Source organism: Coprococcus comes ATCC 27758 (assembly GCF_025149785.1).
Classification (GTDB): Bacteria; Bacillota; Clostridia; order Lachnospirales; family Lachnospiraceae; genus Allocoprococcus; species Allocoprococcus comes.
Map to the genome: position 1 here is coordinate 3,234,802 of NZ_CP102277.1, position 16,081 is coordinate 3,250,882.

Annotated in this window: 14 protein-coding genes and 4 tRNA genes; 5 read left to right on the forward strand and 13 right to left on the reverse strand. The window is 42.1% G+C overall.

The window, feature by feature from the left end; all coding sequences use genetic code 11:
• Positions 1-112 precede the first annotated feature (112 nt).
• Together NQ556_RS15765 and NQ556_RS15770 are read right to left on the reverse strand one after the other, a co-directional pair.
• Positions 113-604, reverse strand: coding sequence for an SF0329 family protein (locus NQ556_RS15765; RefSeq protein ID WP_005330996.1), 492 nt, complete (start codon positions 602-604; stop codon positions 113-115).
• A 124-nt stretch (positions 605-728) separates the two neighbouring features.
• On the reverse strand, positions 729-860 hold the full coding sequence (locus tag NQ556_RS15770; RefSeq protein WP_330383158.1) for a helix-turn-helix domain-containing protein: 132 nt from the start codon (positions 858-860) through the stop codon (positions 729-731).
• Here NQ556_RS15770 and NQ556_RS15775 point away from each other — a divergent pair.
• Positions 859-1,167 carry a tyrosine-type recombinase/integrase gene (locus NQ556_RS15775; protein WP_083804889.1) on the forward strand — a complete coding sequence of 103 codons (309 nt, stop codon included), beginning with the start codon at positions 859-861 and terminating at the stop codon, positions 1,165-1,167. The two genes, NQ556_RS15770 and NQ556_RS15775, sit on opposite strands and share 2 nt — an antisense overlap.
• An 83-nt stretch (positions 1,168-1,250) precedes the next feature.
• Here NQ556_RS15775 and NQ556_RS15780 read toward each other — a convergent pair.
• The 5 genes from NQ556_RS15780 to NQ556_RS15800 form a co-directional block, all read right to left on the reverse strand.
• Positions 1,251-1,336: transfer RNA gene (locus NQ556_RS15780), tRNA-Leu, on the reverse strand.
• Between the two features lie 68 nt (positions 1,337-1,404).
• Positions 1,405-1,486 (reverse strand) — tRNA-Tyr (locus NQ556_RS15785).
• Positions 1,487-1,576: 90 nt separating this feature from the next.
• Positions 1,577-2,491: a C39 family peptidase gene (locus NQ556_RS15790; RefSeq protein WP_167531620.1), complete on the reverse strand. Its 915-nt coding sequence runs from the start codon at positions 2,489-2,491 to the stop codon at positions 1,577-1,579.
• 487 nt (positions 2,492-2,978) lie between these two features.
• Complete coding sequence (locus NQ556_RS15795; RefSeq protein WP_008371088.1) at positions 2,979-3,734, reverse strand: tRNA threonylcarbamoyladenosine dehydratase; 756 nt, start codon at positions 3,732-3,734, stop codon at positions 2,979-2,981.
• Between the two features lie 74 nt (positions 3,735-3,808).
• Positions 3,809-4,471: a 4'-phosphopantetheinyl transferase family protein gene (locus tag NQ556_RS15800; protein ID WP_008371089.1), complete on the reverse strand. Its 663-nt coding sequence runs from the start codon at positions 4,469-4,471 to the stop codon at positions 3,809-3,811.
• A gap of 235 nt (positions 4,472-4,706) precedes the next feature.
• On the opposite strand from NQ556_RS15800, the gene asnB reads away from it, so the two are divergent.
• Complete coding sequence (gene asnB, locus NQ556_RS15805) at positions 4,707-6,542, forward strand: asparagine synthase (glutamine-hydrolyzing) (protein WP_022221050.1); 1,836 nt, start codon at positions 4,707-4,709, stop codon at positions 6,540-6,542.
• 669 nt (positions 6,543-7,211) lie between these two features.
• On the opposite strand, the gene NQ556_RS15810 is transcribed toward asnB, so the two are convergent.
• Positions 7,212-8,156 (reverse strand): AEC family transporter, encoded by a 945-nt coding sequence (locus NQ556_RS15810; protein WP_008371095.1) that lies wholly within the window; start codon positions 8,154-8,156, stop codon positions 7,212-7,214.
• Positions 8,157-8,293: 137 nt separating this feature from the next.
• Between NQ556_RS15810 and NQ556_RS15815 the strand changes: the two genes are divergently transcribed.
• Positions 8,294-8,368: transfer RNA gene (locus tag NQ556_RS15815), tRNA-Pro, on the forward strand.
• A gap of 114 nt (positions 8,369-8,482) precedes the next feature.
• Here NQ556_RS15815 and NQ556_RS15820 read toward each other — a convergent pair.
• Both NQ556_RS15820 and NQ556_RS15825 read right to left on the reverse strand, forming a co-directional pair.
• Positions 8,483-9,055 carry an HD domain-containing protein gene (locus tag NQ556_RS15820; RefSeq protein ID WP_044998826.1) on the reverse strand — a complete coding sequence of 191 codons (573 nt, stop codon included), beginning with the start codon at positions 9,053-9,055 and terminating at the stop codon, positions 8,483-8,485.
• A 376-nt stretch (positions 9,056-9,431) separates the two neighbouring features.
• Positions 9,432-10,664 carry a replication initiation protein gene (locus NQ556_RS15825; RefSeq protein ID WP_008371101.1) on the reverse strand — a complete coding sequence of 411 codons (1,233 nt, stop codon included), beginning with the start codon at positions 10,662-10,664 and terminating at the stop codon, positions 9,432-9,434.
• 822 nt (positions 10,665-11,486) lie between these two features.
• Here NQ556_RS15825 and NQ556_RS15830 point away from each other — a divergent pair.
• Together NQ556_RS15830 and NQ556_RS15835 are read left to right on the forward strand one after the other, a co-directional pair.
• On the forward strand, positions 11,487-12,854 hold the full coding sequence (locus NQ556_RS15830) for a sodium-dependent transporter (protein ID WP_022221044.1): 1,368 nt from the start codon (positions 11,487-11,489) through the stop codon (positions 12,852-12,854).
• A 215-nt stretch (positions 12,855-13,069) separates the two neighbouring features.
• Positions 13,070-13,142, forward strand: a tRNA-Lys gene (locus NQ556_RS15835).
• Positions 13,143-13,328: 186 nt separating this feature from the next.
• Here the strand turns inward: NQ556_RS15835 and NQ556_RS15840 are convergent.
• The 3 genes from NQ556_RS15840 to NQ556_RS15850 all read right to left on the reverse strand — a co-directional run bounded on the left by NQ556_RS15840 (position 13,329) and on the right by NQ556_RS15850 (position 16,068).
• The gene (locus NQ556_RS15840; RefSeq protein WP_008371107.1) at positions 13,329-13,943 is read right to left on the reverse strand and encodes an adaptor protein MecA; all 615 of its coding nucleotides are present in this window, start codon (positions 13,941-13,943) and stop codon (positions 13,329-13,331) included.
• A 121-nt stretch (positions 13,944-14,064) separates the two neighbouring features.
• On the reverse strand, positions 14,065-14,682 hold the full coding sequence (locus NQ556_RS15845) for a V-type ATP synthase subunit D (protein ID WP_008371109.1): 618 nt from the start codon (positions 14,680-14,682) through the stop codon (positions 14,065-14,067).
• A gap of 12 nt (positions 14,683-14,694) precedes the next feature.
• Complete coding sequence (locus tag NQ556_RS15850; RefSeq protein WP_008371111.1) at positions 14,695-16,068, reverse strand: V-type ATP synthase subunit B; 1,374 nt, start codon at positions 16,066-16,068, stop codon at positions 14,695-14,697.
• Between the last annotated feature and the right edge of the window lie 13 nt (positions 16,069-16,081).

Below are 16,081 nucleotides of genomic sequence, written 5' to 3' on the forward strand. Positions count from 1 at the left end.
TTTCGGCTCATAAGGGCAAAAACAAGGGAAAATACATAAGGAACGAGTATTAAAATGCCGATTTTCCTTGAAAATACAAGGGTTTCGGAGGATTGATTAGATAAACTGGAATTTATAACAGTCCTTCTGCTTTTACCCGAATTGCATAAAACTCTTGGAATGTATCTGGTTCGTCCATTATTGTTTCTTTCATAATTTTTAATCTCCGTTTACCAACTCGTCTATCCAATACAGCAAATATTTTTACGATTAAATTTTCACTTTTAAGGCTTGTTTCAATATCTTGATTATCAAACTCTGCAAATGCATTATAAAAACAGCGTTGGTCAAAAATTCCCAATTTTATAGCTACATCGTCCATATACGCATTTTCTACTTTTATGCGTTTCTCATATTTTTCGTCTTGGGGAAACATGCCTGCTTTCGACCAATTGTTCCAATAGCATCCTTTGATGATTTCTTTTCCATCATATCTTATTGCCGCCCGTCCCTCATGGTCGGGACTCTTACTATATGATGTTACATAATACTGAATATGACCTTGCAGACTTTGAGCCAGATATTCCGTTTCCAACTTTTTTCTTATACCACTCCATGTTGCCATTCATTATTCTCCCCAAATACCGATTTGTCTGTTTCATGTTATACACAGTATAATTCCATTTTATAAAATATTCAATTAAAAAGGTATGCGAATATTTTTTATTTTCGCATACCCTTTTATCACTTTATTCTTTTACATATCGAATTAACTCACCAATTTCACATTCAAAATAGTTGCATAGTTTACAGATTAAATTTGCGTCCAGTCTTTGAAATGGATTCCGTAAACAGTTCCTTACAGACGAAGCACTTAAAATTCTTCACAAAGCAAAGGAATTAAATCCAAATGGAATATATGTCTTTGAACCCAACGGCGAGATTATGACAACAGACAGCTTTAATCGCCGTTTGAAGAAATATTGCAAAGAAGCCGGTGTTCCTTATCATTCCAGTCATAAAATCCGCTTTTACAATGCTTCAACAGCTTTTGACGGAAATAATCTTACAACCCTTAGTTATTTAATGGGACATAGTGAGACAGCTACAACATTGCATTACTTGCGGAATGTCAATAAGAGGAAGAATGACAGGCTTGCTTTTCAGAATCTTGGTATTTCATCATAAAGTGTTCAAAGGTGTTCAAACATTTTAAAACAAAAAAATAAGAGAAACGCTGTAAATTCAACGTTTCTCCCATTTTTAACTAATGCCGCAGACCGGAATCGAACCGGTACGGGTATCACTACCCACGGGATTTTAAGTCCCGGGCGTCTGCCAGTTCCGCCACTGCGGCAAGAGATGCTCATACGGTTTTTGCGAAAAGCATACGCGCTCTGCACTGTCTTTTCAACCTCGCATCAATGGGCGGAGGTGGATTCGAACCACCGAAGCAAATTGCAGCAGATTTACAGTCTGTCCCCTTTGGCCACTCGGGAATCCACCCATTTTGTCTCTCGACAATATCTATTTATATCATAAATAAAAGAAAAGCGCAAGGGAATTTGTCCAATTCTCCTGCACTTTTTCCAAATTTTTATACCCAGAATGACCACGCTGCATTCATCTGATTTATAATTGTATTCAGATCCCATTTCTTACGGCTGTTGATCTTACTGTTCGGATCATTGATCAGTACCTTGCCCTCCTCTGTCAACCCGGAAAGGACGATAAAATGTCCCTGGTTTGTAAAATCACCCGGTCCCATACTGCAGATGATCGGATGTCCTGCCGAAAGCTCGGATTTGAGAGTGTCTTCTGACCAGTTTGTAAGCTGTGCAGAATTTATTCCAAGTTCTGAAGCTCCTGCAGTCATAAGCGTCCAGTCTGTTCCGACTTCATCTACATAATATCCCATATTGACACTCATATCTGCCACATACTTCGGTGTAAATGAAGTATTGCCTGTAAGTCCTGTCGCCACCATGGAAAGGCTGGTCGGTCCGCATCCACCCATTCCGATATTCTCGGAACCATAAGATGCATATCCCCATACTTCGCTCCACTGGAAATATACCGGAATATGGTTCTGGATTCTGTAATCTTTCAAATCTACCGCCTGAAGTCCCTGCGCACTGAGTTCTTCCTCTGATCGTGCTGACTGTTCCGGATAATCAATCACCCACTGCAGTGCTTCCTGATGATCAAACAGCCATGTCAGCAGATCATCGGAATACTTTTCTCTGTTCAGAATGATTTCCTTCGTCTCCGGGTTTTTCTTATATAATTCGCCCAGCTGGTCTTTATACTGGTCAGAATCCAGCACCTCCTGGACTTTCTCAGCTTCTATCTCTTCTGGTGTCTTTGTTTCTGTCTCTGTCTTTGTCTTGGCAGAGGATGTCTTTTTTGCAGATTTCTTTGCATTTCCACTTCCACAAAGCATCAGGATCACAGCCAACACGATAATTCCTGCTGCTGCAAGAATGCCTGCTTTATATAGCTTTCTTTTCATCCTTTGTACTTCCCGCTTGCGCCTCGCTATTTTTTTCTGGCGCTGCTCCGCTCTTTTCCTGTCTTCTCTCATCATATGTCTATGGTTCTTCCTTCCTTAAACGACATCTCGTTAATGTTTGTTCCTTTTTACGCATATTTCAGCCTTACTTTAACATATTTCTTCATGAGAAAACAGTCTTTTCCGACAAGTTTAGAATTTTTTAAGTTTAAAGCTCTGTATAATTACTCTCCAGAGTTACCTCGGTTTTGATCTCTGTGATCACCTTTCCAGCCTCATCTTTTACGGAAATCATAGTTCCACTTTCTACCTGTGAATCCAGACTCTGACAGATAGACTCTTGGAACCGGATGGTAGAACTTTATAAAATAATCGATTTTCCGGAAAATCTGTGAAAAAAAATGAAACAAAAAAACCAGGCATTTGCTGCAAGTTCTGACAGCAAATGCCTGGTTTTGATATGCGCCCCGCAGGGGCGCCCGCGATTTTATTTTGCACAGAGATCCTTCACTACTTCCCCTGCGATAATCAGTCCGACTACAGATGGCACAAATGCCACACTTCCCGGAATATCTCTTCTCTCCGTACATTTATGCTCTGCTCCTGGCGGACAGATACAATGGTTTCTGCAGCTGATTGCCATGTCCTCGATTGGTCTGGTCGGTTTCTCTTCTGAATAAACAACTTTCAACTTCTTAACATGACGCTTCTTTAACTCCCGGCGCATAACTTTTGCAAGCGGACACATCTGTGTCTTATAGATATCAGCCACTTTAAATGCACTTGCATCCAGCTTGTTTCCGGCTCCCATACTGCTGATGATCGGCACATTCATTGCCTGCGATTTCATGACAAGCTCAATCTTTGCAGTCACCGTATCAACTGCATCAACTACATAATCATACTCATCAAACGGAAATTCATCTGCATTTTCCGGAAGGAAGAAGCATTTGTGGATCCGCACATTCACGTCCGGATTGATTTCCAGCATTCTCTCCTTCATAACATCTACTTTGTATTTCCCTACCGTCTTTCTAGTTGCAATGATCTGACGGTTTAAGTTGGTAAGACATACCTTGTCATCATCGATCAGGTCAAATGCCCCGATTCCGCTTCGTACCAGTGCCTCACATACATAACCGCCGACTCCGCCGATTCCAAATACGGCAACTCTTGAATTCTTCAGTTTATCCATCGCCTCTTTGCCAAGAAGCAGTTCTGTTCTCGAAAATTGTGTAAGCATCTTCTTCTCCTTCTTCTCTCATAAAATACCTGTAAACTCTTAACCAATCCACTTCTTGTTTCATTGGCTTATTTTCAATCTTTAAGTTCCACAATCATTTCTCTTTTGTAAATATCTGTCATATCCAAAATATTTTCGTCAAAATTCGGATTCGTTGAGCACACCGCAATCCTTGCTCCATCTGTCTGATATTCTTTTAAATAATAAGCTTCCCGGATCTCTTCCGGCTGCCTTAAAAAAAACGGATCTCCCTGCTTCGGAATCTGGATCTCGCTGGTATTCAATCCCATCACAAGACCTTTGCGCGTCGCTTTTAAAAAGCTTTCTTTTAAAACCCAGTAGCGGTAAAACATTTCCGTCCGCTCTGCTTCATCTGCATTCCGGATTCTCTCATATTCAGAAGAACAAAAATATTTTTCTGCCAGCCTTTCATGATATTTCCGCATGTATTCGATGTCGCAGCCTACCCTCTCTCCGGATACGCCTGCGCTGCACAGAACATATTTCCCAGAATGTGATAAATTAAAGGACTGCCCTGCATCTTGCGGTATTTTGTGTCTCTCCTGTATCTTCATCCAAAGATACCATGCACCCACGCTTTGAGCCTGATCCTCCCTGTGCTTCAGCCGGTCTGCTTTTTCCTGTCGGAACGCCGGAACTTTTTCATAAATTTTTTGATAATTTTTCTCATTAAGCAGATCAGATATATCTGCCAAGAAAGTTTTTACCTTTTCCATTTCCCGGATTCCCCTTTTCTTTGCCGGCTTTTACGCATTTATCCGCATTTTTCACTATATAACACCTGTAAAAAATATGCAAGGAATATCCTACTGATTTTATTGGATATTCCTTTCCGGTTTTTTATCCCTTGTTAATCTTATATAGACTATGGTATAATGAATAAATCTACAGGCAAAATTAAGTTACTATAATATTTTTAATATGTATCAATTCAGAAAGGATGTGCAATTTATGTGTGGATTTGCAGGCTATTATGGCGCCGGCGATTTTAATAGAGAAGAAGTCATCGACCAGATGGGTGAACGCATTGCCCACCGCGGACCTGACAGCAAGGGAAGCTTTGTTGATGACTATGTAGCCCTTGGCTTCCGCCGTCTGAGTATCATCGACCTTGAAGGCGGATCTCAGCCGATTCACAGTGCAGATGGCAAACATGTCATTATTTTCAACGGAGAAATTTACAACTATCAGGAAATCCGTAAAGAACTGATTGAAAAACACGGATGTCAGTTCCAGACAAACTCCGATACAGAAGTTATTCTTCAGGGATACAAAACCTATGGCGAAAAAATTGCTTCTATGCTCCGCGGAATGTTCGCATTTGTAATTTACGATAAAGAAACTCACAACTTATTCGGGGCAAGAGACTACTTCGGAATCAAACCATTCTACTATGCACAGATGAATGGAAGCCTTTTATTTGGTTCTGAGATCAAGTCCTTCCTGGCTCACCCACATTTCCATAAAGAGGTCAACAAAGATGCCCTCAAGATGTACCTGATTTTCCAGTACACCCCACTTCTTGAAACCATGTTCAAAGGTGTATTCAAACTAGAACCGGGAACATACTTCACTTATGATGGAAAAGAACTTAAGAAAACAAAATACTTCGATCCGACTTATGCAAAGAAAGACCGCAGCTTTGACGAGACAGTAAAACTCATCGGTGAGACAATTCAGGATTCTGTTGATTACCATCAGATTGCTGATGTAGAAGTAGGATCTTTCCTTTCAGGTGGTGTTGATTCAAGCTACATCGCATCTACTGTAAAACCGATGAAGACCTATTCCGTAGGATTTGAAGTCGGCGGATTCGATGAGACAACCTTCTCCAAGGATCTGTGCGATATCCTTCATATGAGCAATGCAAAGAAAGAAATCTCTTCTGACGAATTTTTCGATGCTCTGCCGGAGGTTCAGTATCATTCCGATGAACCACATGCCAACCTTTCCGCTGTACCGCTGTACTATCTGTCACAGCTCGCAGCCAAAGATGTAAAAGTAGTCTTAAGTGGAGAAGGCGCAGATGAGATGTTCGGTGGATACGAGACATATATCCCAAGCAAATCCGGTGATATGTACCGCAAGATCGTACCGGCATCTATCCGTAAAAAACTCGGAGACTGGGCAAAACACCAGCCAGACAAGAGAGGACTTAACTTCCTCAAGAGAAATGCAACTTCCGTAGAAGATTCCTACATCGGCCAGGCATTCATCATGGACAACGAAGAAGCAGATGAAGTACTCTCTCCTGCATATAAGAGCAAGATGCGCTACCAGGACGTAACCAAACCGTACTTCGACCAGGTAAAAGATCAGGACGACCTTCATAAAAAGCTCTTCCTCGATATGCATCTGTGGCTGCCACACGACATCCTGCTCAAAGCAGATAAGATGACAATGGCACACTCCCTCGAACTGCGTGTACCATACCTCGACAAAAAAGTCTGGGAACTCGCCCGCAGCATCGACAGCAAATACTGCGTAGATGGCATGGAAACAAAAAAAGCATTCCGTACCTCCGCCCTCTCCCACATCCCAATGGACTGGGCAAAACGTAAAAAACTCGGATTCCTCGTACCATTCAGAGTATGGCTCCGAGAAGATAAATACTACAATAAAGTAAAAGAAATGTTCCAGAAAGACTTCGTATCCGAATTCTTCAATCAGGAATTACTGCTGAAATGGCTGGAAGATCATAAGAATAAAGTCGGAAATTATCATAGAAAGATTTATACCGTATATTCATTCTTACTGTGGTATGAACAGTACTTTGTCCTCAGATAGAGCAGTGCCAAAATAAAGGAATAGCCAAATTTCATGCTCGCATGAAAATTTGGCTATTTTTTTATTTTGATAGAGCGATAGCTCGCACAGCGAATGAACCGCCAGGTTCACGAGCTGTGGTGCACTGCTCCTCCCCTAAATCATTCGACCAACAAACTTTCTTATCTAAAACACACTACTCCCCAAGGGGAACAGCGCCAGCGCCTTCCCCGCCCCTGCACCATCCTCCCAAGCGAACAGCGCCAGCGCCTTCGCGCCCCTCCGCGCCAAAATCTCCCTTTTACACAATTGCAACCTCCCCCACATACTGCTATACTCAACTCACGGGTGCTACCATAACGGTAGGCGGTTAGTCCTTCACCAGAGGGACTGTGGACTTCCCCCTCTGATTACATAGAAACCTGAAACGGAATCCACTGGAAAGGAGGGCTAAGCTAATGAGTATTTTGGATTTCATTGCAGTTGCAAGCTTTGGCATCAGCTGCTTTTGTGCCGGATACACATTCGGCAAAGATTATAATAAGTCACAAAAATAGCCGCCCCTGTCTGCAAACTAGGCGACTATCTTTGATATTCTAAATAGTTAAGCGGGCTAACCGTCTATCGGTATCACCCTTTTTCTATATTCATACTATCACTCAATCATAAATATGTCAAAATTTTTCCACTCTACACCAACCCAAACGACCTCAACACATCCAGCCACATCGTAAGCGTAAACGCACTCAACAACGTCGTCATCATAATCACCCCGGAACTAAGCGTCCCCTCATGTCCCATATTCCTTGCCATAACAAAACAGCTGACCGTCGTAGCAGATCCAAGCATCACCAGAATCGCAATCATCTCTTCATTCCTAAATCCAAGAAGTGCCGCCATCGGCAAAAAAACCACACAAAATCCAACCAGCTTCATAAACACAGCAACAAGTGTAGGCTTCATCTTCGATGTTGCCTTCTTCATCTCAAAGGTTGCACCCATCGACATCAGTCCCATCGGCGTCGCTGTCGCACCGATACTTGATACCGTCTTATGTAAAATCGATGGCATCGGAAGCTTAAGTGCAGACCAGACAAATCCCGCCACAATTCCAATAATGATCGGATTCGTTGCAATCCCCTTCAGTGTTTTCTTTACCAGCGCCTTATCAAAAGAATTATTCCCCGGTTTAAACACTGAAAGTACCACAACCGCCATAATATTATAAAGCGGCACACTGCCGATGATCATAAGCGGTGCCATTCCCGCAGTTCCGTAAATATTCTGGATAAAAGCAATTCCAAGAAGCGCCGCACTGCTCCGGTAAGTCGCCTGTATAAATTCGCCTTTAACGCTCCGGTCTTTCCACAGCAGTGAAATCAAAGTTGATATCGTAATACTGATCGCCGTCACCACAAAACAAAAAAGAATAAACTTAATATCCCATACTTCCGAAAAATCCACAGTCGCCAGCTGTTCAAACAGCAACACCGGAAGCGGAACCAAAAATACAAACTTGTTCATCTTTGCTGCAAAGACTTCATCCATCCACCCCAGTTTTCTGAATAACATTCCAAGTAACATCATTAAAAATATCGGAATCGTTGCATTCAGACTGAAAATTAAATTTTCCATAATCGTTCCTCATCCTACTCATTTATACTTGCATATCGTTATTTTGAACTCTTTCCAGAAACCTGTCAACAGTACTTTCTCACATCAAAAGAATGATTGAGATTTAACACAATTTATACTATAATAAAATAACACTTCGGGGTATGGCTCAGCTTGGTCAGAGCGCACGGCTGGGGGCCGTGAGGTCGCAGGTTCGAATCCTGTTACCCCGATTTATAAGTGAATTTTTACTTATCATATATAGAAAATAAGCCTGGACATTCGCCCCGGCTCAGCATGAATATGCAGTATTACATTTCCAATGCAACTATTATGAAAATTTTTTATTAGTCTTTCTGTTTGCTTTCTTCAATCTTCCGCTTGGAATCTTTCCTCACTTCATCCCGAAGCCTTTGGATATATTCCGTAAACTTACATTCTTCATTCCCATACGTCATCTGAAGATCATACTCCAACGGAATCCATGTCGAGATATCCGCCTCATTATGCTGGATCAACGCCTCCAGCTTATCCAGTGATTTATAAAGCCTCGCCTCCTGTGTCTCCATCGCTTCCATCTCTTCAAATAATGCCTTCCATTCTGCACGGACCGGTTCTGGAAGTATATCCGTCAGCTGCTCCACCTTTTTATTCTCAACCTTTCGGTCTTTATCCGTCTTTTCAAATGCCGGAATATCTCCGGTGATCGCCTCACCCATATCATGGATCAGACACATTTTTATCATCTTATCCATATCCATCTCCGGAAATTCATCCCCAACCAGCATTGCCATCAACGCCAGCCGCCAACTGTGCTCTGCCACACTCTCCAACCTGCCACTTGAAGTATACGAATGTCTGGTGTTACATTTCAGTTGTTCCGCTGTCTTTAAAAAATCCAGTAATCTTCTTATTTCCATAATTTTCTTCCGTTCCTCCATAATTTAAGATACCAGGGTCAAAAGGTCAGAAAGCTGATGCAAGCTTGCTTGCAAAAGGATTTTTGACCTCTTGACCCCAACATCTAATTTAATTTTCCATCATAAAATAAGACAATCGAGTAGGCTGACTCCTACTCGATTCGTATACTTTGTACACTATCTCGCTTAACAGCTCGATGATGTACATTCGCCAAGTACAGATTCTTGTGCAAGCACAAATCTGTACTTGGCTCATCGTATACACAAAATCCCTGGGATGCTACCTGCCTCTTTGCAAATAGCATCCCAGGGACACATTCTTCCACTTAACTTGTGTACCATTTAGGTAATAACTCTGCTTTTCGCAGAAAATACCCTACTCTTTTTTCACTTTTTCGCGCTCTTCTATGTATTCCTGATAAAGATCCAGTGTCATCTGCGCTTCTTCCAGCGTCTTTCCTTTGAACTTGGATACTTTTTCGTTCTCATACCACTTTTCTTCGATACATTTTCTGAGCCATCCGACCAGATTATTGATGTATGCCTGCTCCTGTGACAGCTTAAAAGCTTTCCGGATCACATCCGGCTGGTTATCGGATACCTGAAGCAGCACCTTAATCTCCTGAATCGTGATCGGTTCATTTCCAAAAATATCAGCAACTTCTAAAATCAGTTTTTCATTAACCGGAGTTTTCTTTGCAGCCAGTACATTTGGCGCAATCTCTTCGCCCTCTTCTTCTCCGGATGGCATACGCTGAAGATCTGAATGATGGATACACTTCGGATTCTTCTTCACAAAGAAACGGATTCCTGTAACCTTTCCGCCCTTCCCGCTCTTAACCGGCTCATAATCAAAGCAGATCTCGGAATACTCGGATTCTTCCAGCTCTTTTTTCGCAACTTCAAGTACTTTTCTACGGAAATTACGCCAATCTTCAAACGGTGCATCCTTAATCTCTGCAAGCGCTTCTTCAAAACGTCCCTGCTCAACAAGACGTTTTACTGCTTTAGATGCATTTGCATCCACTACATTCAGTGTAAATTTAAGCTCTGCGATCGTGTATGGATTCTTCGGCGGTCTCGGTACGATCAGCTGGTCACACTGTTCCCTGTCAAAACGATAATACTGGGTTCTCAGGATTTCGTAAACACGGGTTGTGAACAGGGATTTAAAAGAGCACAATACATCAAGACTCATACGGGTATAGTCTTTTTTCAGGTTATAGATATGAGGTTTCATCTCTTTAGTAAATCTGGTTGTAAACACGCCATCTCTATATTCACATTTATTCACTACATTGAACATGATGAAGTTCTCTTTTTCGTCGTCCTCGATACTTACTACATGTCCCAATGTTTCTTTTGATACTTCTTTCAGACGAGAATAGATGGAGTTTCCTGTTATATGAAGATAATTCTTAACATCCTTGGTGGAAACCTTTGCGATCAGCTCACCGTCTTCTACATATGCTTTTGCGATTGCAATATTAAGAAGCTTTCTTTCAAATAATGATGTACTGGATTTACTTTCGATCAGCACATTGGACCGGGAGACCGTATCATGATCCAGCAGTTGTTTCTCTTTTGGTTTTTTCTGTGTTTCCTTCATCGCTCATACCCCTTAATTGTTTTCTTCTGTATTATTGTGTACTTTTGAGGTGTATTAAAATCCCCTCTACACCCCATATAATCCCTTATTGTGTACCATTCGGGGTAACCAACCCCTTTATATTGGGGATTTGTGTACCAAAAAGGAACACCCTCCCCTAAAAAGTACCCCATAAAATGGGGTTTCTGTCTTTTTTTACGTTTTGTGTACGTTTAAGGTGTGTATTGTTCTTTTCGTGTACCATTAAGGTACCTTTTTTGATAAAAATTGTGTACCAAAACGGTACGTCTAGGTTGATTATATACAAGAACCCCCCTCTTGTAAAGCCTTTTTTTAAATTTTTTCGACACTTGTGTACAGAAAAGGTAAAATCGCCAACCCTTCAAGTACACTGCGTAACCCCGCAAAGTAAACAACAACCCCCATATATGTACACCTCTTTGCCCTCTGAAGTAAACAACCTCCCCCGTTTCCGTACACAAAATATACCCCGAAATGCGTCAACCACGGGCTTTTTCAGCCCTCTTAATATAAACAAAGGAATTTTAATAAGCTGTTGTTATCTTTAATATATATATACATGCAAATTTTCACCCCAAAAGGTACACATCTGGCGATTTCGTGTACTAAAAAGGGGAAAATTAAAATTATCAGGTAGCTTCGCCAATAAAAATATAAACAATCATAGACAATTTCCCAGTAATTCAGTATAATTCCTCTGTGGATATTCTGAAAAAAAGTTATCCACAAGCTTGTCGAAAAATGTGGATAAGTATCATTTCGGCAAGTTATCCACAATTTAATAGAATGAGAGGATTTTTTATGCAACGAGAAAAATTTTCTTCAAGACTCGGATTCATCCTTATTTCTGCAGGATGTGCGATCGGTCTTGGTAATGTCTGGCGTTTTCCTTATATTGTAGGAAAATATGGTGGAGCAGCATTTGTTCTTATTTACCTTGCATTTTTACTGATTCTTGGACTTCCGATCATGGTAATGGAATTTTCTGTCGGAAGAGCCAGTAAAGTAAGTGCGGCGCTTTCCTTTGACCGGCTGGAGCCAAAAGGAACGAAATGGCATTGGTATAAGTATGGAGCTATGGCCGGAAACTATCTGCTGATGATGTTCTACACAACAATTGCAGGCTGGATGGTCCAGTATTTCATCAAGATGATGACTGGTGAATTTGAGGGAAAGGATACTGCCGCTGTTGCAGGTGTGTTTTCCGATATGCTTGCAAAACCCGGAACAATGACTTTCTTTATGATCATTGTTGTTGTTGGATGTTTTGCAATTTGTGGAATGGGGCTTCAAAATGGAGTGGAAAAGATCACAAAGGTTATGATGCTGCTTCTGCTTGCACTGATGTTGATCCTTGCAGTACGTTCTGTAACGCTTGATGGGGCTTCTGAGGGGCTTCACTTCTATCTGGCACCGGATTTCCACAAAGTCGTGGAATATGGCTTATTTGACACGATTTTTGCCGCTATGGGACAGGCTTTCTTCACATTAAGCCTTGGAATCGGCGCAATTGCTATTTTCGGAAGCTATATCGACAAATCCCGCAGTCTTACAGGAGAAGCAGTCCTGGTAACACTTCTGGATACCTTTGTTGCTTTGATCGCGGGTCTGATCATTTTCCCGTCATGCTTCGCATATGGGGTGGATCCGGGAGAAGGTCCGAGTCTGATCTTTATCACACTTCCGAATGTATTTAATTCCATGGCAGGCGGAAGAATCTGGGGAGCCTTATTTTTCTTATTTATGATTTTTGCTGCGGTATCGACCGTAATCGCCGTTTTTGAGAACATTTTATCCTTTGCCATTGATTTGACCGGATGCAGACGGAAAAAGGCTGTAATCGTCAATATCGTGGTTGTGGCGGTACTTTCCATGCCTTGTGTTCTCGGATTTAATGTATGGAGTGGATTTATGCCGTTCGGAAAAGGTTCCGGAGTACTGGATCTGGAGGATTTCCTGGTAAGTAACAACCTGCTTCCAATTGGAAGTCTGATCTATCTTCTGTTCTGTACAAGCCGTTATGGATGGGGATGGAAGAACTTCCTGAAAGAAGCGGATACCGGAGAAGGATTGAAATTCCCGAAATGGGCGAAATTTTATGTAAGCTATATCCTGCCGCTGATTGTATTATTTATCTTTGTACAGGGATATATCAGTAAATTTATGTAGGATAAGAAAAAAACCACCCTAAAAGGTACACAAAAAAGATCATGTGTTCGAATTTCGGACGGTACACATGATCTTTTTTATATGTGCTTTGGCACATTCTTTTTCAGCAAAAAAATCTATTTAAAAAAATTTTAAAATTTATGAAAAAAAAGCTTGCATTTTTTATAGCTGTCTTATATAATAAATCTTGCGTTACGGAAAACCGAATAATGTATGCGCTTTTAGCTCAGTTGGTAGAGCAGTAGACTCTTAATCTATTTGTCCAGGGTTCGAATCCCTGAAGGCGCAGTATCAGCACTGTTTTTGATGAATTAGCATCGGGGACGGTGCTCTTTTTTTGGATCTGTTTCTACAGATGGAGACATATGTAAAAGTAATCGTTTATTTCATTTGTGGAAAGTTACTGGATCTGTGGAAAAATAAAGGAAAATCTATTTCGTGTACTAAAAAGGGGACTATTTTAGTCCCCTTCTACTACATCTTGCATAAAATATTGATTGCATCCTTGTTCAGGAGGCATTTTTCATGTTCATTCAGATAGGCTTCAGAAATTGCATCTTTTTCGACCATGCCACCGAATTCACCGGCGGATACGATGCGCTGAGCCTTTTTATTGCCGTCTTCTGTATTCGGGAAGTCTACCATCAGGTAGTAGACACCGTCATCTTTATACAGACGGCTTTCTGATGCCTGGCCGTATCCAAGGATCTTGCAGAAGTCGATTGCATTATCCAGACTTGGAAAGAGAATCTGCCAGCGAACGGTCTCTTTTTCACTGCTGTCAGGCTCGATCAGCATACCGGAAGCTTCAGAACCATCTTTTTGGATGGATTCCAGAGAATTCTCAGCCTGGCAGGAGATCGACAGCATCAGGCTCCGGTCAGGAAGAAATGCACCGTAAAATCCCTGGATTCCATTGTCTGTGTTAAGCCCAAGAACTTCTTTCCCTTTCTTGAGAAGAAGATTCAAAAATTCTTCGGTACGCTCCCTGTCCTGTGTCAGATCTTCCAGTGAGTAGCCAAGTGCGGCAATCTCTGCTTCTGTGATAAGGCAGTTCATTCTGGTGTCGGATACTTTCCAAAAAGTCATATGCTCACCCCCTGATTTGTAAAATCTATTGCTTTTGTAATCTTATTTGTTCTATAAGTTATATAACAAAACGGGTATATTGTCAATATATTTTCTATATTTTATGATTTTTTCAGAAATATTATTTGTTTTTCATTCGTTTGATTACTTTCAGTCGGGTAAATTCTTCCCGTTCCTTCTCTTCCAGTGCATTTGTAATCGTATATACGAGATTGTCATACATCGGAATCGTAATATTTTTCAGGGCATTTGCCCTTTTCTGTGTCTTTTTGATACTTGAAGCCAGCCGGTACGCTGCATTTTCTACCTCAGAAAGCTTGAGTGTCAGCTCCTTTACACGGCAGAATGCATCACGGGCGATATCGATGGATTCTCTGGAAGTACTGAATGCATAGGTTGGTCTGGTATTTTCTTTTTCGTACTTCACTTTCGGGATTTCTGTTCCCATAATGCTTCGCGTCTGGATGCGGATAGAATCCTCGATCGGAACTGTATAGGCAAGTTCTTCTACTGTACTGATCCCGTGCTCGATATTCGCCCTCTGAAGGCACTGATAGGCATAGGTGAAGGTTTTATCGATTTCTTCCTGAATATCCTTTGCTTCGTCGATTAAGCCCATCAGCTCGCGGATCAGAATGTTCCGCTTCTTGTCCATCAGCTCATATCCCTGTCTGGCAAGTGTCAGTGAATTTTTCGCAAGTATCAGATTTCCCTTGGTGGGAAATGAACGTGGATCCATAGACTTCCCTCCTTAGCCTTTGTAGTATACGTCAAGAATCTTGGTATCGACACGGTCAAGTTCTTCTTTTGGAAGGATTCTAAGCAGTTCCCAGCCAAGATCCAGGGTTTCCTCGATGGTACGGTTTTCATTCGGTCCCTGGCCGATATAACGCTCCTCGAATGCCTTTCCGAATTCCAGGTATTTCTTGTCAATCGGAGAAAGCTCGTCTTCTCCGATAACGGAAGCAAGATTCCGAGCCTCTCCTACTTTAGCATATGCAGAGAAAAGCTGGTTTGCCAGATCCTGGTGGTCTTCCCGGGTATATCCTTTTCCGATACCGTCTTTCATCAGACGGGACAGGGACGGAAGAACGCTGATCGGCGGGTAGATTGCCTGTCCGTGAAGATTCCGGTCAAGTACGATCTGTCCTTCGGTGATATAACCGGTCAGGTCAGGGATCGGGTGGGTAATGTCATCATTTGGCATGGTCAGGATCGGGAGCTGTGTGACAGAACCATTTACTCCTTCTACGATTCCTGCACGTTCATATAAGGTGGCAAGTTCACTGTACAGATATCCCGGATATCCTTTACGGCTTGGGATTTCTCCTTTGGAAGAAGAAACCTCACGCATGGCTTCGGCAAAGGAAGTCATATCGGTAAGAATGACCAGAATGTGCATATTTTTTTCAAATGCAAGGTATTCAGCGGCGGTCAGCGCAACCTTCGGGGTGATCAGACGCTCGACGACAGGATCGTTGGCAAGGTTCAGGAACATTGCCACATGGTTTGCAACACCGCTCTCCTCAAAGGTTCTGCGGAAGAAATCAGCTACGTCATGCTTGACACCCATTGCGGCGAATACGATGGCGAAATCCTCATTCGTGCTGCCGCCCAGAGAAGCCTGCTTTACGATCTGTGCGGCAAGCTGGTCGTGCGGAAGACCGTTGCCGGAAAAGATCGGCAGCTTCTGTCCACGGATCAGTGTGGTCAGTCCGTCAATCGCAGAAATTCCGGTGCGGATATAGTTACGAGGGTATTCACGTCTGACCGGATTTAACGGAAGTCCGTTGACATCGCGCACCTCTTCAACCGTGATCGGTCCAAGGTCGTCGATCGGTTCGCCGATTCCGTTAAAGGTTCTTCCAAGCATTTCTTCGGACAGACCGATTTCCATCGGATGTCCGGTAAGTCTGGTGTGGGTATTGTTAAGAGACATATTTTCCGTGCCTTCAAATACCTGGATGATTGCTTTGTCCTTGTAGACCTCCACAATACGTCCCATTTTGTGTTCTTTGCCGTTTACGACAAAATCTACGATTTCATCATAAAAAGCATCCTGAACGCCTTCCAGCGCGATCAGAGGGCCGTTAATGCTGCTGAGGCCTAAATATTCAATTGCCATTTTATTTTCCCTC